At 75.3% G+C, this 20,379-nt stretch carries 17 protein-coding genes and 1 pseudogene; 11 read left to right on the top strand and 7 right to left on the bottom strand.

Features of this window, described 5'->3' with window-relative positions; genetic code table 11:
* Positions 1-21: 21 nt before the first annotated feature.
* The 3 genes from HOP40_RS01175 to HOP40_RS01165 are packed head-to-tail and all read right to left on the bottom strand — an operon-like array spanning position 22 to position 2,699.
* Positions 22-660 (bottom strand): class II aldolase/adducin family protein, encoded by a 639-nt coding sequence (locus HOP40_RS01175; RefSeq protein WP_205347045.1) that lies wholly within the window; start codon positions 658-660, stop codon positions 22-24.
* Complete coding sequence (locus tag HOP40_RS01170) at positions 657-1,955, bottom strand: YibE/F family protein (RefSeq protein WP_172153990.1); 1,299 nt, start codon at positions 1,953-1,955, stop codon at positions 657-659. Before HOP40_RS01170 ends, HOP40_RS01175 begins: the two co-directional genes overlap by 4 nt.
* 42 nt (positions 1,956-1,997) lie before the next feature.
* Positions 1,998-2,699: an SIMPL domain-containing protein gene (locus HOP40_RS01165; RefSeq protein ID WP_172153989.1), complete on the bottom strand. Its 702-nt coding sequence runs from the start codon at positions 2,697-2,699 to the stop codon at positions 1,998-2,000.
* Positions 2,700-2,840: 141 nt separating this feature from the next.
* Here HOP40_RS01165 and HOP40_RS01160 point away from each other — a divergent pair, with 141 nt between their 5' ends.
* Positions 2,841-4,076, top strand: coding sequence for an MFS transporter (locus HOP40_RS01160; RefSeq protein ID WP_172153988.1), 1,236 nt, complete (start codon positions 2,841-2,843; stop codon positions 4,074-4,076).
* 55 nt (positions 4,077-4,131) lie between these two features.
* Here HOP40_RS01160 and HOP40_RS01155 read toward each other — a convergent pair whose 3' ends face one another.
* Complete coding sequence (locus tag HOP40_RS01155) at positions 4,132-4,620, bottom strand: nuclear transport factor 2 family protein (RefSeq protein ID WP_172153987.1); 489 nt, start codon at positions 4,618-4,620, stop codon at positions 4,132-4,134.
* Positions 4,621-4,704: 84 nt separating this feature from the next.
* On the opposite strand from HOP40_RS01155, the gene HOP40_RS01150 reads away from it, so the two are divergent.
* On the top strand, positions 4,705-5,619 hold the full coding sequence (locus HOP40_RS01150) for a LysR family transcriptional regulator (protein ID WP_172153986.1): 915 nt from the start codon (positions 4,705-4,707) through the stop codon (positions 5,617-5,619).
* Here HOP40_RS01150 and HOP40_RS01145 read toward each other — a convergent pair.
* On the bottom strand, positions 5,613-6,920 hold the full coding sequence (locus HOP40_RS01145) for an MFS transporter (RefSeq protein WP_172153985.1): 1,308 nt from the start codon (positions 6,918-6,920) through the stop codon (positions 5,613-5,615). The genes HOP40_RS01150 and HOP40_RS01145 overlap by 7 nt on opposite strands.
* A gap of 106 nt (positions 6,921-7,026) precedes the next feature.
* On the opposite strand from HOP40_RS01145, the gene HOP40_RS01140 reads away from it, so the two are divergent.
* Complete coding sequence (locus tag HOP40_RS01140) at positions 7,027-7,845, top strand: PaaX family transcriptional regulator (RefSeq protein WP_172153984.1); 819 nt, start codon at positions 7,027-7,029, stop codon at positions 7,843-7,845.
* Here the strand turns inward: HOP40_RS01140 and HOP40_RS01135 are convergent.
* Positions 7,838-8,251, bottom strand: coding sequence for a MarR family winged helix-turn-helix transcriptional regulator (locus tag HOP40_RS01135; protein WP_172153983.1), 414 nt, complete (start codon positions 8,249-8,251; stop codon positions 7,838-7,840). The genes HOP40_RS01140 and HOP40_RS01135 overlap by 8 nt on opposite strands.
* A gap of 38 nt (positions 8,252-8,289) precedes the next feature.
* On the opposite strand from HOP40_RS01135, the gene HOP40_RS01130 reads away from it, so the two are divergent.
* From HOP40_RS01130 to HOP40_RS01095, 8 genes and pseudogenes are all read left to right on the top strand, one after another.
* Positions 8,290-9,780 (top strand): AMP-binding protein, encoded by a 1,491-nt coding sequence (locus HOP40_RS01130; RefSeq protein WP_172153982.1) that lies wholly within the window; start codon positions 8,290-8,292, stop codon positions 9,778-9,780.
* Positions 9,777-10,550: a crotonase/enoyl-CoA hydratase family protein gene (locus HOP40_RS01125; protein ID WP_172153981.1), complete on the top strand. Its 774-nt coding sequence runs from the start codon at positions 9,777-9,779 to the stop codon at positions 10,548-10,550. Before HOP40_RS01130 ends, HOP40_RS01125 begins: the two co-directional genes overlap by 4 nt.
* A gap of 29 nt (positions 10,551-10,579) precedes the next feature.
* Positions 10,580-12,511: an acetoacetate--CoA ligase gene (locus HOP40_RS01120; protein WP_172167646.1), complete on the top strand. Its 1,932-nt coding sequence runs from the start codon at positions 10,580-10,582 to the stop codon at positions 12,509-12,511.
* Complete coding sequence (locus tag HOP40_RS01115; protein WP_172153980.1) at positions 12,508-13,395, top strand: 3-hydroxyacyl-CoA dehydrogenase NAD-binding domain-containing protein; 888 nt, start codon at positions 12,508-12,510, stop codon at positions 13,393-13,395. Before HOP40_RS01120 ends, HOP40_RS01115 begins: the two co-directional genes overlap by 4 nt.
* Entirely contained in the window at positions 13,395-14,276 is an 882-nt protein-coding gene (gene couO, locus HOP40_RS01110) for a 4-hydroxyphenyl-beta-ketoacyl-CoA hydrolase (RefSeq protein ID WP_172153979.1), read from the top strand. Before HOP40_RS01115 ends, couO begins: the two co-directional genes overlap by 1 nt.
* A gap of 74 nt (positions 14,277-14,350) precedes the next feature.
* On the top strand, positions 14,351-17,590 hold the full coding sequence (locus HOP40_RS01105) for a hypothetical protein (RefSeq protein WP_172153978.1): 3,240 nt from the start codon (positions 14,351-14,353) through the stop codon (positions 17,588-17,590).
* A gap of 270 nt (positions 17,591-17,860) precedes the next feature.
* A pseudogene (locus HOP40_RS01100) lies at positions 17,861-18,190 on the top strand (transglycosylase family protein); the annotation flags it as partial.
* A gap of 71 nt (positions 18,191-18,261) precedes the next feature.
* Positions 18,262-19,581: an ABC1 kinase family protein gene (locus HOP40_RS01095; protein WP_172153976.1), complete on the top strand. Its 1,320-nt coding sequence runs from the start codon at positions 18,262-18,264 to the stop codon at positions 19,579-19,581.
* A 436-nt stretch (positions 19,582-20,017) separates the two neighbouring features.
* Here the strand turns inward: HOP40_RS01095 and HOP40_RS01090 are convergent, their stop codons facing one another.
* Positions 20,018-20,353: a hypothetical protein gene (locus tag HOP40_RS01090; protein ID WP_172153975.1), complete on the bottom strand. Its 336-nt coding sequence runs from the start codon at positions 20,351-20,353 to the stop codon at positions 20,018-20,020.
* Positions 20,354-20,379: the final 26 nt, after the last annotated feature.

Genomic DNA, 20,379 nt, shown 5'->3' with positions numbered 1-20,379 from the left:
AGCATAGACGCCGTCACCCGGTCAGCGCGGCTGCCCGTGCGTGCCGAGGGCCCGGGCCACGCGCGCGATCTCCGCGTCGTCCAGGGTCCGGGGCGGCAGCCCGGTGCCCAGCGCGCGCAGCGCGACGTCGCACACGTACTCCAGGTACCCGGCCCGGTCCAGCGCCCCCTCCACGGCCGGGGCGACGAGCACGGCGCCGTGGTTGGCCATCAGCGCGGCGGTGCGACCGGCCATCGCGGCCAGCACGTGCACGGCGAGCTCGGGCGTCCCGAACGTCGCGTACGGGGCCACGCGCACGGCGCCGCCGAAGAACGCGGCGTAGTAGTGCGTCAGCGGCACCTCGTCGACGACGGTCGACAGCGCCGTCGACGCCGCGGCGTGCGTGTGCAGCACGACCTCGCCGTCGCGCGCGCCGTCGCGGGTGTGCAGCAGGACGTGCAGCGCGAGCTCGGAGGTGGGGCGCAGCGGGGCGTCGAGCGCGGTGCCGTCGAGGGCGTGCAGGCCGACCATCGCCGGCGTCAGCGACGCGTAGTCGACGCCCGAGGGGGACACCGCGATCGTGTCGCCCTCGCGCACCGAGACGTTGCCCGCGGTGCCGACGACGAGCCCGCGCGCGACCATCCCCCGGCACAGGTCGACGACGGCGGCGCGGGCGCTCACCGGGCGTCCGCGGTTCGGGGGTCGACGGCCCGGACGTTCCCGGTGTCCGCGGTCAGGCGCCCGCGCGTGGACACGGCCACGGCCAGCGCCGTCGTCAGCGGGACCGACGCGACGAGCCCGATGCTGCCCACCAGCGTCCGGACGATCTCGGTGGCGATGACCTGGCTGGTCAGCGTGCTCGCCAGCCCCCGCTCGGCCACGCTGAACAGCAGCAGCAGGGGCAGCGCGGCGCCGGCGTAGGCGAGGACGAGCGTGTTGACCGCCGACGCCACGTGGTCGCGCCCGATCCGCATGGCCGACGTGAACAGGGCGGCCGGGCGCAGGGTCGGGTCGGCGGCGCGCAGCTCCCAGACGGCGCTGGTCTGGGTGACGGTGACGTCGTCGAGCGCGCCCAGCGCGCCGATCATCAGCCCGGCCAGCACGAGGCCGCGCCCGTCGACGGCGGTGCCGAGGCTGTTGGCCAGGCTCGCGGTGTCCTCGTCGGCGCCGGTGAGCCGGGCCGCGGCGGCGAACGCGACGCCGAGCACGCCGATGAGCACGAGGCTGCCGAACGTCCCGAGCACGGCGGTCGAGGTGCGCGCGGAGACGCCGTGGGTGAGGTAGAGCGTGCAGAACATGATCGCCGTGCAGCCGACGACCGCGACGAGCAGCGGGTCGCGCCCGGCCAGGATCGCGGGCAGCACGAACCCGGCGAGCACGACCCCGGTGAGCACCAGCGAGCCCAGCGCCGCGACCCCGCGGAACCGGCCCAGCGCCACGACGGCCGCCGCGAACAGCAGCGCCAGCACGAGCAGCGGGACGCCGCGCTGGAAGTCGACGACCTGGTAGGACCCGGGGTCGCCCGGGTCGCCGTCGAGGGAGAGCTGGACGGCGTCGCCGGTGGTGAACGGGGCGACCCCGCGCACGACCGACACGAGCGTGACGATGCTCGACCCCGCCGCCGGGCCGCCGTCCAGGCGCACGGTGAGCGCCGCGCAGCCGCGGTCGCCCTCGCCGGGGGAGCAGTCGCTCTGCGCGGTGGCCGTGACGGTGCCGGGCACGCGCGGCACGGCCGCGGCGCCCTCGAGCGGCTGCGCCGGCTGGTAGGGGAACAGCAGGACGATCCCCACGAGCGTGGCGAGCGCGGCCGGGACGAGGAGCGCGGCGATGGCCAGGCGGACGCGGCGGTCGGCGCCCGGCGGCGGTCCGTGGCCGTGCCCGTGGCCGTGCCCGTGCGCCCCGGGCTGCGCCCGGTGCGGGCCGGTGCGGGTGGCGCCGCTGCTGCGGTGGCGGGGCCCGTGCCGGGGGGAGCTCATGGCGAGATCCTCCCGTGACCGCCGGGGCGGGCGGCCGTCGGCTCAGCCGATGGCGCGCACCACCTCCACGACGACCGTGACGTCCCGGGTCCCGGGCAGCAGCGGCACCGCCGACTCCTGGGCGGCCGCCCCGTCGGCCGCGGCGAAGGGCTGCGGCCCGGGCTCGACCGGGATCTCGGTGATCGAGAGCAGCCCGCCGGGGGACGTGCCCGCGGCCTGCGCCATCTCCGCGATCTGGGCCTCGGCCCGGCGCACCGCGTCGGCGCGGGCGGCCGCGCGCTGCTCGGCGTCGTCGTCGAGGGAGAAGCCGATCTGCTGCACGCGCACGGCGTCGCCGGCCGCCCGCGCCGCCGCGTCGATCAGGGCGCCCGCGCCGGCGAGGTCGCGCAGCACCGCCGTGACCTGGTTGCTCACCTCGTAGCCGCTGATCGTGCCGCCGTCGGCGTAGGTCGGGTAGATCGACAGGCCGCTGGTGCGCAGGTCCTCGGCCGCCACCCCGCTCCCGCGCAGCACCTCGATCAGCGCGGCGGCCCGGGTGTTGTTGTCCTCCAGCGCGGCCGCGGCGGCAGAGCCGTTCGTCGCGACGCCGAGCACCACCGTCACGGTGTCGGGCGTGCCGGTCACCGTCCCGACGCCGCGGGCCGAGATGCCGGGCGGGGCGGCGGCCGGGCCGGTCGCCGCGGCGGGAGCGGCGCAGCCGGCGAGGGCGAGGGCGACCGCGGCGAGGGTGAGTGCGTGCTTCATGCCGGGAGGACGGAACGGGTGCCGCCGGGGGTTGCACGCATCAGCGGGGGTGATGCGCCGCATCGGCAGATCGGCGTTCCCCGGCGCCCGCCGCGTCGCTTGGATCGTGGGACGCACCACACCCCCACGTGAGGACTCTCGATGGCCGAGAAGACCGTCCCCCGCCGCCGCTCCGCCGACCCGTCCGGATCCCGCACCGCCGGCACCGCCCAGCTCGTCCTCCTGATCGCCGGGAGCTGCATGTCCGTGCTCGGCACGGTGCTGCTCGCGCCGGTGCTGCCGCAGATGGCCGCGGAGTTCGCGGACACCCCCGGCGTCGCGCTGCTGGTGCCCGTCGCCCTGACGGTGCCCGCGCTGATGATCGGCCTGATCTCCCCGTTCGCCGGGGTGATCGCCGACGCCGTCGACCGCAAGCGCGTGCTGATCGCCGCGATGGTCCTGTACTCGGTGTTCGGCACGGCGCCGCTCTACCTCGACACGCTCGGCGCGATCGTCGCCAGCCGGGTCGGGGTCGGCGTCTGCGAGGCCGCGATCATGACCTGCTGCACGACGCTGATCGGCGACTACTGGACCGGGGCGCGGCGCAGCCGCTACCTCGGGCTGCAGACGATCGTGACCGCGCTGGCGGCCACCGTGTTCTTCGCCGCGGGCGGCGCGCTCGGCGCCACCGGCTGGCGCACGCCGTTCTGGCTCTACGCGGCCGCCGTCGTCATCGCGGTGCCGATGGTGTTCGCGCTGTGGAGCCCGGCGCGGCCCGCGGCCGTCGAGGGGGTCCGCCGGCGCCTGGAGCCCGTGCCGTGGCGCGCGCTGGCGGGGCCGGTCGCCGTCACGTTCCTGGGCGGCATCTGGTTCTACGCGCTCATCGTCGAGCTGTCGTTCGTGCTGTCGGGTCTCGGCGTCACCGACCCCGCCGCGATCGGCGCCGCCGCCGCGGCCATGTCGGTGGCCACCGCGGTCGGGGCGTTCGTGTTCTCCCGCACCGCGGGCCGCGGCCCGCGGGTCCTGCTGCCCGTCGAGTTCGCGCTGACCGCGGTGGGCCTGCTCGTCGTCGCCTCCTCGACGGCGCTGCCGCTGGTGGTCGCGGGTGCGGTCGTCACCGGGTTCGGCACCGGGATGCTGCTGCCCACGCTGCTGACCTGGACGATGAACCGGCTGGCGTTCGCCCAGCGCGGGCGCGGCACCGGCATCTGGACCGGGTCGCTGTTCATCGGCCAGTTCCTGTGCCCGGTGCTGATCGTGGCCGTGACCGGTGTGGTCGGCGGGCTGCAGCCGGCGCTGGCGGTGCTCGGCGTCGGGGCCGCGGTGATGGCGGTGGCGACGTTCCTGGCGCTGCGCGGCACGCACGAGCCCCTCGACGCCGACGCCGTCCACGCCTGACGCGCGCCTGCCGCACCGCCGGTCCGGGAGCCCCGGGCCGGCGGTGCCGTGCGCGTCAGGGGCGCGGGGCGACGTGGGGGAGCGGCTCGCCCGCGTGCCACACCTCGGTGATGCGGACGCGCGTGAAGCGCCAGCCCCCGGCCAGGTCGACGTCGGCGGTGCGGCGCAGCGCGCAGTCGTACCAGCCGGCGCCGTCGGCGTGGTGGGCCGAGCCGCCGCCCAGCAGGTGCACGCCGAGCAGGTAGGACCGGCTCGTCGCCGTGTCCCCGTCGACCGTGACCGCGTGGTTGGAGGACCCGTGCCAGGTGCCGGCGTAGCCGCCGAGCCCCCGCTCCGAGGCCGTCGCCGCCCGGATGGCGGCGCGGCCCTCCAGCCGTGCGAGGTCGCCGATCTCGAGGACCGCGTCCTCGGTGTACGTGGCGGCGTAGGCGTCCCAGTCGCGGACGTCGAGCGCGCGGGCGAACTCCACCAGGAGGTCGGAGACGTGCGCGCGGTCGACGAGCCAGCGCAGCGCGGCGGCGGGGTCGGTGATCGGGTGCGTCATCGCCCCACACTGGCCGGGTCGTTGCGTCCCGAGAAGACGAATCCCATGATGACCGGCATCACCGGTGCCGATGGAGGTCCGACGATGAACCTCGCGAACCTGGACCTCAACCTGCTCGTCTCGCTCGACCACCTGCTGCGCGAGCAGAGCGTCACGCGCGCGGCGGCCCGGATGGGGCTGAGCCAGCCCGCGCTGTCGACGTCGCTGGGACGGCTGCGCCGCCACTTCGACGACGAGCTGCTCACCCGCGTCGGCAACACCTACCAGCTCACCCCGCTCGCGGTCGCGCTGCAGCGGCGCACGGTCCTGGCGCTGGCCGGGGTGGAGCGCGTCTTCGCCAGCCAGGCGGTGTTCGACCCGGCCACCTCGCGCCGCACGTTCACCGTCCTCGCCTCCGACTACCCGATGGCCGTGCTGGGCGAGCACGTCGGACGGATCCTCGACGCGACCGCGCCGCAGGTCCGGCTGCGCTTCGAGCACCACAACTCGACGATCATCGAGTCGGCCCAGCACAGCCTGCGCGACGTCGACGGGCTGGTGCTGCCGCACGGGTTCGTCACCGACGTGCCGCACGTCGACCTGCACTCCGACGGCTGGAAGATCCTGGTCTCGACGACGAACACCCGCGTCGGCGAGGCGCTGACGATGGAGGACCTCGCCGAGCTGCCGTGGGTCTTCACCTACCACGCGCCGTCGGCGTTCACGCCCGCGAGCCGCCAGCTGGAGATGCTCGGCGTCGAGCCGCGGGTGCAGGTCGTCGCGGAGACGTTCCTGGCCCTGCCCTGGCTGGTCACGGGCACGGACCGGCTCGCCCTCGTGCAGGGGCACCTGGCCGACCGGCTCGCGCGGACCGGCGAGATCCGCGTGCTGGACTGTCCGTTCGACGCCCTGCCGATCACCGAGGCCCTGTGGTGGCACCCGGTCCACGACGCCGACCCCGAGCACCGCTGGCTGCGGTCGGTGTTCGTCGAGGCCGGGCGCCGGGTCGCAGCTCAGTAGGCGGCGGTCCGCTCCGGCTCGCTCAGGCTGCGGCGGCTGGTCTCCGGGGCCAGGACCAGGCAGACGACGGTGAGCAGGCACAGCGCGGCGATGATCACCGAGATGACGAGCGCGCTGCCGGTGGCGCCGTAGAGCGCGGCGAACACGAGCGGGGCGAACCCCGCGCCGGTGCCGGCGAGCTGGTAGCCCAGCGAGGCGCCGGTGTAGCGCGAGCGGGTGGCGAACAGCTCGGTGTAGAGCGCGGCGAGCGGCCCGTAGAGGGCCGGGTGGGCGATCCCCTGCGCCACGACGACGGCGACGACGAGCAGCGCCGTCGAGCCGCTGTCGATCAGCGGGAACAGTGCGAACGCCCACGCCGCGCAGGCCAGCGCGCCGCCGATCATGACCGGGCGGCGGCCGAGGCGGTCCGACAGCGCCGACCACGCGACGATCCCGACCACCGCGGCCACCGACGACGCCGTCAGCGCGTTGAGGACCGTCGAGCGCGGGATGCCGGCCTCGACCGCGTAGGACAGCGAGAACGTGGTGATCGTGGCCTGCACGACGAACGCGGCGAAGCCGATGCCGACCGACAGGGCGAGCACCCGGGGGTGGTTGCGCAGCACGTCGACCAGCGGGAACGGCGCGGGCGCGGCGTCGTCGGCGACGACGGCGCGGAACACCGGCGTCTCCTCCACCCGGGAGCGGACGAACAGCCCCAGCGCCAGCAGCACGGCGCTGAGCAGGAACGGGATGCGCCAGCCCCAGGCCAGGAACTGCTCCTCGGTCATGGCGGCCGCGGTGACGGCCAGCACGACCGTCGAGAGCACGCCGCCGCTGGGCGCGCCGGCGTTGGTGAAGCTCGCCCACAGCCCGCGCCGGGAGGTGGCGTGCTCGGCCGAGAGCAGGACCGCGCCGCCCCACTCGCCGCCGACGGCGATGCCCTGCGCGATCCGCAGCACCACCAGCAGCACCGGCGCGAGCGCGCCGATCTGCGCCGGGGTGGGCAGCAGGCCGATGAGGATGCTGGCCACACCCATCAGCGTCATCGTCGTGACCAGCATCTTCTTGCGGCCGAGGCGGTCGCCGAAGTGGCCGAACAGGATGCCGCCGAGCGGGCGGGCCAGGTAGCCGGTGGCGAGCGTGCCCAGGCTCGCGATCGTGCCGACGAGCGGGTCGAGGCCGGCGAAGAAGACCGGCCCGAACACCAGGGCGGCGGCCGTCGCGTAGAGCAGGAAGTCGTAGTACTCGATCACGCTGCCGAGGTAGCTGGACAGCGCGGCGCGGCGCAGCTGCGGGGTGGTCGGGCCGGGTGCGGTCATCGGGCGGCCTCTCGTCGGGTGGTCCACGTCACGCAGAAGAGTAGGCATTGTCGTCGACGACCGTCAACAGAACGCCCAGTGTCGGGCCGCGGATAGGCTCGCCCGCGTGGACGAGGAGCGCGACGGCAGCCGCCCGCAGACCGTGCTGCTGGCCCTCCTCGGCGCGTACGTGCTGGGTCGTGACGTGCGGGTGGCGACGGCGGGGGTGCTGGAGCTGCTGCGCCGGGCGGAGGTGTCCGAGCAGGCGGCGCGCTCGACGCTGAGCCGGATGGCGCGGCGCGGGCTGCTCGAGCGCACCCGCCGCGGCCGGGAGGTCTACCTCGGGCTCACCCCGCTCGCCGAGCGCGTGCTGACCGACGGCGGCGAGCGGATGTGGCACACCGGCCCGGTCAACGACGGCTGGGACGGCACCTGGACCCTGCTGTCGTACTCGCTGCCCGACTCCTGGACCCGGCAGCGGCACGCGCTGCGCGCCCGGCTGGTGTGGGCGGGGTTCGGGTCGCTGCGCGGCGGGCTGTGGCTGGCGGCGGGGCCCGTCGACGTCGCGGCGGTCGTCGACGGGCTGGAGGCGGCCGCGCACCTGTCGGTGTTCACCGCGACGGCGCTGCCCCCGACCGACGTCGACGCCCTGGTCCGCGACGCCTGGGACCTGACCGTCCCGGCGGGGGACTACGAGCGGTTCGTGCGCCGGTGGTCCGACCCGGTGCGGGCGCCCGCCGACCCGCTGGCCCGCCAGGTGCTGCTGGAGGCCGACTGGCTGCGCGCGATCCGCCACGACCCGCGGCTGCCGGTCGGGCACCTCCCGGCGTCGTGGCCCGCCCCCGCGGCGCACGCGCTGTTCCTGCGCCGCCACGGCGAGGTCGCGCCGGAGGCCGCCCGGGTGGCGGCGGAGATCCTGAGATCGGTGCCGGCGGGCGTCAGCTGAGGGCGGCGCGGCAGCGGTCGAGGTGCGAGCGCAGGGTCGCGCGTTCGTCGTCGTCCAGGGCGCCCAGCATCCGCTCCTCCAGCGCCTCGACCTCGGCGCGGACCATCGCCAGCAGTGCGCGGCCGGCCGGGGTGAGGCTCGTGCGCAGGCGCCTGCCGTGCGCGGGGTCGGGGCTGCGGACGATGTGCCCGCGCCCCTCCAGGGCCGTGACGATGTCGGCCATCGCCTGCGGCGTGACGAACGAGGTGCGGGCGAGGTCGGCCGTCGTGAGGCCGTCGCGGCGCTCGAGCACGGTGAGCGCGGTGTAGGTCGACGTCGTCAGCCCGTGCGGGCGCAGCAGCTCGTCGAGGTGGGAGCGGACGGCGAGCTCCACCTGCTTGACGACGTAGAGCAGGGACGGCGGCACCGCTCGACAATAACAGGTTTCCTGTTATCGTCACCGGCGTGCACCCCCCTGACGGACTCGGCAGCTGGCCCGCGCGGCGGGCCCGGATCGACGCCTCCCGCACGGCGCTCGTGCGCCCCGACGGCACCGGCGTGGGCTACGGCGAGCTGGCCGCCCGCGTCGACCGGCTCGCCGGGGCGCTGGCCGCCGCGGGCGTCGGGCCGGGCGACCGCGTCGCGCAGCTCGGCGTCAACGCCGTCGAGGTGCTGGAGACGTTCTTCGCGGTGTGGCGCCTGGGCGCGGTCGCCGTGCCGCTCAACCACCGGCTCGCCGGGCCCGAGATCGCCTACATGCTCGACGACGTGGGCGCCTCGTTCCTCGTGTCCAGCCCCGACGCCGCGGCGCTCGCCGCCGAGTTCACCGGGCCCCGGCTGGAGGTCGGGCCCCAGTACGAGGAGGCCGTCGCGGGCGGGGAGGGGGCGGCGCACCCCGTCGGGCTCGACGACGCCGCGCTCGTCCTCTACACCTCCGGCACCACCGGGCGTCCCAAGGGCGCGGTGCTCACCCACGGCAACCTGACCTGGAACACGGTCAACCAGCTCGCGCACGTCGACGTCGCGAGCACCGACCGCGTGCTGTGCATCGCCCCGCTGTTCCACTGCGTGGGGATCGGGCAGATCACGCTGCCGACGCTGTTCAAGGGCGGGTCGGTGGAGCCGGTCGCGAAGGTCGACCCGGGGGCGATCCTGGCCCGGATCGGCGCCGCGGGGATCACCGGCTTCTCCGCCGTGCCGACGATGCTGCAGATGATGTGCGACCACCCCGGCTTCGCCGCCGCCGACCTCTCCTCGCTGCGCGTCGTGCAGTACGGCGGGTCGCCGGTGCCCGAGCGGGTGGCGCGCGCGTGGCTCGACCGCGGCGTCACGCTGCAGCAGGGCTACGGCATGACCGAGGCGTCGCCGGGGGTGCTGATGGCCACCCGCGAGGGCTCGCCCGCGCACCCGGTCGCGGTGGGCGTGCCGCACTTCTTCACCGACGTGGCGATGGTGCGCGACGGGGAGGTGGCGCCGCTGCACGCCGGTCCGGCCGAGCTCCTGGTGCGCGGGCCGCACGTGTTCGCGGGCTACCACGGCCGTCCCGCCGACACCGCCGACGCGATGCTGGACGGCTGGTTCCGCACCGGCGACGTCCTGACCGTCGCCGAGGACGGGTGGGCCACGGTCGTCGACCGGGTGAAGGACGTGATCATCTCCGGCGGCGAGAACGTGTACCCGGCCGAGGTCGAGGCCGTGCTGCTCGGCGTCGACGGGGTGGTGGGCGCGGCCGTCGTCGGGGTGCCCGACGAGCGGTGGGGCGAGACGGGCGTCGGGTTCGTGCAGGCGGCGCCGGGCGCGGTGCTCGACGTCGACGCCCTGCGCGCGCACCTCGCGGCGCACCTGGCGAGGTACAAGGTGCCCAAGCGGCTGGTCGTCGTCGACGAGCTGCCGCGCAACGCCACCGGCAAGATCCGCCGCACCGAGCTGCGGGCGCGAGCGGAGGAGATGCCATGACCCTGCCCGACTCGGTGCAGGTCGAGGACCACGGCGAGGTCGCGGTGGTGCGGCTCGCCCGCGCGGCCAAGCGCAACGCCCTCGACGACGCCACGGTGCTCGGCCTGGAGGCGGTGTTCGCCGACCCGCCCGCGGGCGTGCGCGCCGTCGTCCTCGATGCGGAGGGCGACCACTTCTCCGCGGGGCTCGACCTCGGCGAGCTCGCCGAGCGCGACGCCTTCGAGGGGCTGCAGCACTCCCGCATGTGGCACCGCGTGTTCGACCGGATCGAGCGCGGCACCGTCCCGGTCGTGGCCGTGCTCAAGGGCGCGGTCGTCGGCGGCGGGCTGGAGCTGGCGTGCGCCGCGCACATCCGCGTGGCCGAGCCGAGCGCGTTCTACGCCCTGCCGGAGGGACAGCGCGGGCTGTTCGTCGGGGGCGGGGCGTCGGTGCGGGTGCCGAAGCTGGTGGGGGTGCACCGGATGGCCGACATGATGCTCACCGGCCGCGTCCTGGACGCCGACGAGGGCCAGGCGCTGGGGCTGTCGCAGTACCGGGTCGACGCCGGGCAGGGCCTGCCGCACGCGCTGGAGCTGGCGAAGAAGATCGCGGGCAACTCGCCCGTCACGAACTTCGCGGTGCTGCAGGCCCTGCCGCGGATCGCGGAGGCCGACCCCGACCAGGGGTACCTGATGGAGTCGCTGATGGCGGCGGTGGCGTCGAGCAGCGGGGAGGCGCAGGAGCGGATGAGGGAGTTCCTGGCGGGGCGCGGGCCGAAGGTGCAGCGGTGAGCGCCTCCGACGCCCGTGAGTGGATACGAGTGCCCCAGCACTCGTATCCACTCACGGGTGGCGTCAGCCGCATCGGGGCGTTCGCCGACTGGGTCCGTGAGCACCGCGGCGTCCCCGCCGACGACTACGCCGCCCTGCACCGCTGGTCGGTCACCGACCTGGAGGGGTTCTGGAGCGCCGTCGTCGAGTTCTTCGACGTCGACCTCACCACGCCGCCGCGGGCCGTGCTCGGGCGCCGCGAGATGCCGGGCGCGGAGTGGTTCCCGGGCGCCGAGCTCAACTACGCCGCGCACGCGCTGCGCGGGGCCGGCACGGCCGACGGGGACGTCGCCGTCGTCGCGCACTCGCAGACCCGCGACGTCGTCGAGCTGACGTGGGCGCAGCTGCGCGACCAGGTCGCGCGGGCCCGCGCGGGGCTGCTCCGCCTGGGCGTCGGCCGCGGCGACACCGTCGTCGCCTACCTCCCCAACATCCCCGAGACCCTCGTCGCGTTCCTCGCCGCCGCGAGCCTCGGCGCGGTCTGGGCGAGCTGCGCGCCGGAGTTCGGGGCGCGCAGCGTGGTCGACCGGTTCGCGCAGGTCGAGCCGTCGGTGCTGCTCGCCGCGCCCGGCTACACCTACGGCGACAAGCCCGTCGACCGCCGCGACGAGGTGGCCGCACTGCGCGCCGGACTGCCGACGCTGCGCCACGTCGTCGCCGTGCCCTACGGCGCCGGGGAGCTGCCGGACGCCGTCGCCTGGGACGAGCTGCTCGCGGAGCCCGCTGAGCCCGCCTACGACCCGGTGCCCTTCGACCACCCCCTCTACGTCCTGTTCTCCTCGGGCACCACGGGGAAGCCGAAGGCGATCGTGCACGGGCACGGCGGCATCACCGTCGAGCACCTGAAGAACCACGCACTGAGCTGGGACCTCGGCCCCGGCGACCGCATCCTCTGGTTCTCCACGACCGCCTGGATGATGTGGAACGCACTGGTCTCGGGCCTGCTCTGCGGGGCGTCGGTGGTGCTGGTCGACGGCAACCCGGTGCACCCCGACGTCGGCTGGCAGTGGCGCCTGGCCCGCGACACCGGCGCCACGCTGATGGGCGCGTCGCCCGGGTTCCTCATGGCCTGCCGCGCGCAGGGCTACGCGCCGCCCCCGCTGCCGCGGCTGCGCCAGCTCGGCGCGGCCGGCAGCCCGCTGCCCCCGGAGGGGTACGCGTGGGTGGCCGAGCACCTGGGCGACGGTGTGCTGCTCAACGTGGGCAGCGGCGGCACCGACGTGTGCACCGGGATCGTGCAGGGCAGCCCCTGGCAACCGGTCGTGACGGGCGAGATCGCGGGGCCGGCTCTGGGCGTCGCGGCCGCGGCGTTCGACGCCGACGGGAAGCCCGTCGTCGGGGAGCTGGGGGAGCTGGTGATCACCGAGCCGATGCCGTCGATGCCGGTGGGGTTCTGGGGCGACCTCCCGCCGACCGAGCCGGACTCGCGCTACCGGGCGTCGTACTTCGACGTCTACCCCGGCGTCTGGCGCCACGGCGACTGGGTGCGGTTCTCCGACTCCGGGAGCTGCGTCATCGCCGGGCGCTCCGACGCCACCCTCAACCGCGGCGGCGTGCGGCTGGGCACCGCGGAGTTCTACGCCGTGGTGGAGGAGCTCCCCGAGGTCGCCGACAGCCTCGTCGTGCACCTGGAGGACCCGGCGGGCGGCAACGGGGAGCTGCTGCTGTTCGTCCAGCTCGTCGACGGAGCCGGGCTCGACGACGCCCTGCGCGCCCGGATCGCCCGCGAGCTGCGCACGGCGCTGAGCCCGCGGCACGTGCCCGACCGGGTCGCCGCCGTGCCGGTGGTGCCGCGCAACCGCACGGGCAAGAAGCTGGAGCTGCCGGTGAAGCGGATCCTGCTCGGCGCGCCCGTCGACGACACCGCGCGCGGGGTCCTCGCCGACCCGACGGCGCTCGACGGGTTCGAGGCCCTGCGATGAGGGTCGCGGTCGTCGGCACGGGCGCGATCGGCGTCAGCTGGGCGGCGCACTTCCTCGCGCACGGCCTCGACGTCGTCGCCACGGACCCGGCGCCGGGGGCGGAGGAGCGGCTGCGGGCGGGCGTGGCCGAGATCGGTGCGGACGCGGCCCGGCTGTCCTTCACGACCGACGCCGGGGAGGCCGCCGCGGCCGCCGACTTCGTGCAGGAGAACGCGCCCGAGCGCGAGGACGTCAAGCACGCGCTGTTCGCCGTCCTCGACGCCGCCGCCCGTCCGGACGTCGTGCTGGCCAGCAGCTCGTCGGGCATGCTGCCGACGGCGATCGCGACGGCCTGCACGGCGCACCCGGAGCGCGTCGTCGTCGGGCACCCGTTCCACCCGCCGCACCTCGTGCCGCTGGTGGAGGTCGTGCCGGGGGAGCGGACGTCGGAGGCCGCCGTCGACGCGGCGATGGCGTTCTACACCGGCGTCGGCAAGAAGCCGATCCGGCTGCGCCAGGAGCTGCCCGGCCACATCGCCAACCGGTTGCAGGCGGCGCTGTGGCGCGAGGCGTACTCGCTGGTCGACCGCGGCGTGGCCTCGGTCGCCGACATCGACGCCGCGATCTCGCACGGGCCGGGGCTGCGCTGGGCGGTGCTCGGGCCGTTCGCCAACCAGCACCTCTCCGGCGGTCCGGGTGGCATCGCGCACGTGCTGGAGCACCTCGGTCCGCCGACCGAGGCGTGGTGGCGCGACCTCGGCCACCCCACGATGACCCCCGAGCTCGAACGGAAGATCGTCGAGGGGGTGGACGAGGAGCTGGCCGGCGTCGACCCCGCCGCGCTCGCCCGCTACCGCGACACCGTCGTCCGCGCGGTGCTCGCGGCCAAGGAGAGGACCCCGTGATGGACCTGTCGACGATCGACGCCATCGACGTGCACGTCCACGTCGAGCAGGACGGCCACGGCTGCCTGTCGCTCGACCAGGAGCTGATCGACGCGTCGGCCGCCTACTTCCGCGCCGACGCCGACCGCACGCCGACCGTGGAGACGATCGCCGCGCACTACCGCGAGCGCCGCATGGCCGCCGTCGTGTTCACCGTCGACGCGACCTCGGCCACCGGGCACCCGGCGCTGTCGAGCGAGGAGATCGCCGACGCCGCCGCCGCGCACCCCGACGTGCTGATCCCGTTCGGCTCGGTCGACCCGCACGGCGGGAAGGCGGCGGTGCGCCGGATCCGCTCGCTGGTGGAGCAGCACGCGGTCCGCGGGTTCAAGTTCCACCCGAGCCTGCAGGGCTTCGCGCCCAACGACCCGGCGTTCTACCCGCTCTACGAGGCGATCACCGAGGCCGGCGTGCCCGCGCTGTTCCACACCGGCCAGACGGGCATCGGCGCCGGGCTGCCGGGCGGGCGCGGCATCAAGCTGCGGCTGTCGGACCCGATGCTGATCGACGACGTGGCCGCCGACTTCCCCGAGCTCACCGTCGTCCTCGCGCACCCCTCGGTGCCGTGGCAGGACTCCGCGATCTCGATGGCCACGCACAAGGCCAACGTCTTCATCGACCTCTCCGGCTGGTCGCCGAAGTACTTCCCGCCCCAGCTCGTGCGGGCGGCGAACTCGATGCTGCGGCACAAGGTGCTGTTCGGCTCCGACTTCCCCGTCCTGACCCCGGACCGCTGGATCGCCGACTTCGCCAAGCTGGAGATCAAGGAGGAGGTCCGGCCGCTGATCATGAAGGAGAACGCGGTGCGGGTGCTGGGGCTCGGGACTCCGTCGCCGCCGTAACGCAGAGCGTCCGGTCGGCGACTCCGCGGTGACGGCGCGGTCCCCACCGCTCCGCGGGCGGACGGCGGTGGACCGTGGTCGACGACGATCTCCGCGGGTTCCGGGATGCCCCGCCCCACCTGTCCGAGGCCCTGACCCTCGTCCTGGCCGTCCTCGCCACCGCGACGTTCATCGCCCTGGGGGAGATCGAGCGCCTGGTCCGGGACTGGGTGACGGTCGACGGGCGCAGCGCGGCGGTGTCCGACGTCCTCGGACCCCTGGCACTGGCCGACGCGGCGCAGGAGAGGTCGGCGTGGACGGTGTGGGCGGCCGAGCCGGCGGGGGACATCGGCATCACCCGGTTCCTGGTCGGGCACACCGCCGTCGACACCGTGTTCGTCATCGCCTCCGCGCTGCTGCTCCTCAGGCTCCTGTGCCGCGTGGGAGCGGCCGGCCGGACGTGGCGAGTGCTGCTGCTGCTCCTGGTGCTCGCCGAGGGGCTGGAAGCGGTGGGACTCCTGACGGCAGCGTTCCGGCTGGATCCGGACGTCCGGGGCACGGTGCTCCTCGCCGGGGTGTCGACGGCGAAGTGGGCACTCGCCGGTGCCCTCGCGGTCGTCGTGTGGCGACAGGCCCCGGTGCGCGAGCGGATCGTGCAGGGCGTCCGTCGCGCAGGTTCCGCCGTCTGGGTGCAGCGCCTGTCCGCGGTCTCCGTGCTGCTGATCGGCGCGCTGAGCCTGGCACCGGTGGGGGAGATCCTCGATCAGATGCCGGACGCGCAGCGCGCCTGGCTCGACCAGGACGGCCCGGCCGGTGCGGCCCGGGCGGGCGGGTGGCACCTCGGGGCCGCGGTCGTGATGGTGGCCCTCTTCGCCGTCGTCCTGTTCTTCCAGGGCCGCTGGCGCGCGCGGAAGGCGTGGACCGTCGAGATGGCGTGGACGGCGGGGCTCGGGCCGTTCGCGCCGGAGGCGGACCCGCTCCGGAAGGGCAGGTACTTCTGGTGGCTCCTCGCGCCCGTCGGGGTCGCGACCGCTGCGGCGCTGGTGTGGTGGCGCAGCGGCGCGGTGGCCCCCGTCGACGGGCAGGCCCTGGCGGTGTTCCTCGCCGTGCCCGCCTCGGTGGTGCTGGCGTCCGTCGTACTGGGGGTCCGGGACCGCGATCGGAACGGGCGGTCGGAGCGCCGCGACGCGCTCGGGTCCGGGCTCGTGGCGCTGGCGCTCCTCGGAGCCGCGTGGGCGCTCGGTCACGGCGCAGGCACGGACTCCGTGGGCTGGGCGGTCGCCGTCGGGGGAGGCGTCCTCGTCCTCGTCGCGGTGGGCATCGCCGTGCTGATGGCCCGTGGCGGGAAGGACCTCTGGTCCTGGCCCGGACGTGGACACCCCACCGAGGCGGTCGAGCGGGACGTGCGGCTGCAACGAGCCGGGGACGTACGGGTAGCGGGCGACCTCCTGTCGTTCGGGATGCTGGTGGTCGCGGGGCTGGGCCTCGTGCGGTCGTTCGTCGCGCCCCTGTTCGTGCCGGCGGGCACCCCGCCGTCGCGCTACGCGTGGCAGCTCGTGCTGGTGGCGTTCGGGCTGCTCCTGGCCCTGGGAGCGCCGTACGCGCGGCTCGTCCTGATCACCTGGATCGACCGGGACCCGCTCACCACGGGCAGCGCGACGTCCCGGGACCTGCGCCGGCTGCTGCGTCCGGACTCCGGCGACCCGCTGGTCCGGGACCCCCGCCCGGCCCGGGCGCTGGCCACGGCGCTGCCCGTCGCGTTCGGGGTCCTCTCCGTCCTGGTGCTGGTGGCGCTCGTGACCCGTACCGAGGCGGTGACCGCGCGCGTCGGTGTGGTGGGTACGGCCGTGCTCGCGCTCGGCAGCTGGGCCGTGCTGCTCGGCTTCTTCATCGTCTCGCTGCAGGACCGCCAGCCGCTCGAGGTCTTCCGCTTCCTCCGGCTGACGGCGAACCCCGTGCTCAGCCTCGTCGTCGCGGTGCTGCTCCTCGTCAGCCTCTCCGGAGGGGACCCCGATCTCCACGAGGTGCGGACCACCGCAGGCGACGCCGGGTTCGCCGGACGCCCGGCGCTGCGGGAGGTGTTCGTCGCGTGGGTGCGGGACGGGGAGGCGGCCTGCCCCGAGGCGACCGTCCGGCCGCTGGTCCTCGTGGCGGCGAGCGGCGGCGGGGTCCGGGCCGCCGTGTGGACGGCCGGGGTGATGGACGCCCTGCGGGAGCTGCCGTGCGGGCCCGGCGTCCTGTTCTCCAGCGGGGTCAGCGGCGGATCCGTCGGTCTCGCCCTCTCCCGCGCGCCGGACGCCCTGGACGCCGCGACGCGACTGTCCGGGCCCGATGCGCTGGCCTCCGGCATCGCCGGCGCGCTCGTGGGGGACGTCGCCGCGGCCGTCACGGGTGTCCGCCTCTCCAGCGGTGGTGCCGCGGAGTGGCGGGATCGGGCGGGCCTGATGGAGTCGTCCTGGGAGGGCGCGGCCGACGTGCTCGACGAGCCGTTCGGCGGCGACGTGCGCGGACCCGGCGGTGCGCTGATCCTCAACTCGACCGCGGCCGGACCGGGGTGCCGGGTCCTCGTCAGCCAGATCGACCTGACCGCCGGGCCCGACCTGCCCGGTTGTCAGGGCTCCCTCGACGGGCTTCCGGCCGCGACACTGGATCTCGGCGCCTACGAGCGCTGCCTCGGCCGGATGACGTGGGCCACGGCGGCCATGCTCTCGGCCCGGTTCCCGTTCGTCACGCCGGCCGGCCGGGTCGACTGCGAGGTGCTGAGGCCGGACGGCGCGAGGGCCCCGACCGACCTCCAGCTCGTGGACGGCGGCTACGCGGAGGGGACGGGGATCGCCACCGTCGCCGACCTCGCCCCGGCCGTGGCGGACCTGGTCCGCGAGCACAACGCGACGGTTCCGGCCGACGGCGCGATCGTCGTACCGCTCGTGCTCTACCTGGAGGACGAGACCCGCAGCGACGTCATCGCCGATCCGCCCGACCTGGCACCGGAGCTGCTCGTGCCCGTGGTGGGCGGAGACGCCGCAGGGCAGTTGGTCCGGACGGACGCGTGGCTGCAGAGGAGCGCGGACGCCCTCGCCGACCCCTGCCCGGCGGTCGCCGGGAGCCGGTGCGAGGACGCGGTTCGTGTCGTGCGCCAGGGCGTCCCGGGCGGCGTGGTGCTCGCCGCTCCCGCCACCGTTCCGGGGGTCAGCTCTCCTCTGGGCTGGACGTTGTCCGACGACAGCCGGAGGCAGCTCGCGGAGGGTCTGCGGTTCCAGATCAGCGGGTGCGCGGCCCGCACCGCGCACTACGCCTGCCTGGAGGACCTCCTCCGGGTACTCGGGAGGGCATGACCTGGTTCACCGCCGAGCGGGGTTTGGGCCGCGCACCGCCAGGTCAGATCGCCGGGTGCGATTCGTCACGGCACGTCCGGGTTGACCCGACCGGGGACCCCCCACCTAGCGTCGGCGACCGCCCGGCCCGACCGGTCGGGCGTGCTCGGAACCACCGGTGCCGCCGCGCCAGCACACCCCCCGTCCCGCGGCCCCGGTCCGTCGATCCAGAGGCGGGACGGGGGCCGGGTGACCCGGGTGGCGCGGGATTCGGAACAAGGTCAGAACCACATGTCTCGTCGAACCACGTCCCTCACCGCCCGGGCGGCCGCCGTGGGCGTCGCCGTCCTCGGCGCTCCCCTCCTGATGGCCGGCACCGCGAACGCGGCATCGGGATCCACCTGGGACGCCCTCGCCGAGTGCGAGAGCAGCGGGAACTGGAGCGCGAACACCGGCAACGGCTACTCCGGTGGCCTGCAGTTCAGTCCGTCCACGTGGCGCGCGTACGGCGGCGAGGGCCGCGCGCACAACGCCAGCCGCTCCGAGCAGATCGCCGTGGCCGAGCGGGTGCTCGACGGCCAGGGCTGGGGTGCCTGGCCCGCCTGCTCGCGCGAGCTCGGTCTGCGGTGAACCGCCCGTGAGCGGGAACCGTGGCCCTGACCACGGTTCCCGCTCACGAGTAGGTTGATCACATGGGAGACGACGGGATCCCCCAGCGCGGGATGGCGCGGTCGGCGCGGCTCGCGATGCTCCCGCTCGGTTTCGCCGGGCGGGCCGTGGCCGGCTGGGGCCGGTCGCTCGCCGGGGCCGACGCCGACGAGGTGGCCGCCGGCACCGCCGCGCGCAACGCGGAGCAGCTGTTCGCGGTGCTGGGCAAGCTCAAGGGCGGGGCGATGAAGCTCGGCCAGGCGCTCAGCGTCTACGACGCGATGGTGCCGCCGGAGTTCGCCGACGCCTACCACGAGGCGCTGGGCCGGCTGCAGACCGCGGGCCCGCCGATGCCGGCCCGCGAGGCGCACCGCGTGCTCGCCGAGCAGCTCGGCTCCGGCTGGCGCGGGCGCTTCTCCTCCTTCGACGACGAGCCGGTCGCGTCGGCGAGCCTGGGGCAGGTGCACCGGGCGGTCTGGCACGACGGGCGGGCCGTCGCCGTGAAGGTGCAGTACCCGGGCGCCGACGTCGCGCTCGACGCCGACCTGCGCCAGCTCCAGCGCTTCGCCGGGCTCTTCGGCACCCTGCTCCCCGGCCTCGACGCCCGCGCGCTGATCCACGAGCTGCGCGAGCGGATGCTGGAGGAGGTCGACTACCGCGCCGAGGCCGACCACCAGCGCGCCTTCGCCGCGGCGTTCGCCGACGGGCCCGACCTGCACGTGCCGTCGGTCGTGGCGTCGGCGCCGAAGGTGCTCGTGTCGGAGTGGCTCGACGGCGTGCCGCTGGGCCGGGTCATCGGCACCCCGGCCGTCGACGACGACGAGCAGGCCGTCCGCGACGCCCACGCCGCCACGATCGTCGACACGATGTTCGCCTCGCCCGCGGAGATCGGCCTGCTGCACGCCGACCCGCACCCCGGCAACTTCCTCGTCCTCGACGACGGACGCCTCGGGATGATCGACTTCGGGGCGGTCGCGCGGCTGCCGGACGGCATCCCGCCCGTGCTGGTGCGGATCCTGCGGCTCGCCGCGGACGGGGAGTCGCTCAACGACCTCCTCGTGGAGGAGGGCTTCCTCGCCCCGGACGCCCCCGACGCCGACGTCCTGCGCTGGGTGGGGGCGCTCGCCGACCCGTTGCGGGAGCCGGAGTTCCACTTCACGCGGGCGTGGATGTCGCGGCAGGGGGCGCGGGTGGCGAACCCGACGAACCGCGCGTTCCAGGGGACGGGGCGGGCGCTGAACCTGCCTCCGGAGCACGTGCTCGTGCTCCGCGTGCTGTCGGGGTGGATGGCGGTACTCGCGCAGTGGGACTGCACCGTGGGGGTGCGGGGGATCGTGGAGCGGCGGGTGCCCGGGTTCTGCTGATGCCGCGTCGGCGGGCTGCTCGCGGGCTACCGGCGGGGACGGTCGCCGCACTGTGCGTGGCGGCTCTCTCCTCGCGTCGGCCCCGCCCGTCCGGTGATCAAGGGGAGATGGTCGTGGTGGGTGATCCACTAGCGACCATCCGCCCTTGATCGCCGGGTCAGGGGTGGGGTGAGGGCGGGTCCGAGGCGCGTGGGGGCGGATTCGGGCGCGCGGGGCGTCATGATCGCCACGAGTGGTGCCAGGCGGTCACCGATGACCGCCTCGCACCATTCTTGGCGATCTTGAAGGCTTCAGGCCGCTGCGAGGTGGGCGATGACTTCCCGGCGCGGTGTCTGGTGCGGGTCGATCCACGTGGGGTGGAAGGAACTCGGGGGAGTTCGTCGCGCATGCGGACCTGCCGGTCGGTGTGGCCGCCCGCATCACGGAGCGAGCAGGATCAGACCCGCTGCTCACTCCGCTGCTCCGGCACCGCGGGCGCTCCGGTGAAGGAGGTGGAGAGGCTCCGCTGCACCGGCACGACGGGAATGGGGCCCGTGTCGAGGTAGCCCTGCCAGTCGTGGGTCGGGAAGCCGGCGTACTTCTCGGCCATCCAGTCGTAGCGGTTGCCCCGCCCCCCGCACCGCTCGCACATCTTCTCCCGCCCGTGCCACGTGCGCAGGCAGCGGCAGCACTGCAGGTGGGCGGCGCGCCAGCGCTCGTCGACGCGGGTCATCGCGAGCGAGCCGATCACGATCGTGGCGGTGCCGATGGCCAGCGTCACCCAGATGAGCATGGAGGGACGGTACCGATCGGGTGACG

Origin of the sequence: Pseudonocardia broussonetiae (assembly GCF_013155125.1) — a bacterium.
GTDB classification, from domain to species: Bacteria; Actinomycetota; Actinomycetes; order Mycobacteriales; family Pseudonocardiaceae; genus Pseudonocardia; species Pseudonocardia broussonetiae.
Note: the sequence above shows the minus strand (reverse complement) of the source record. Positions and strands in the feature narration are given on the sequence as shown.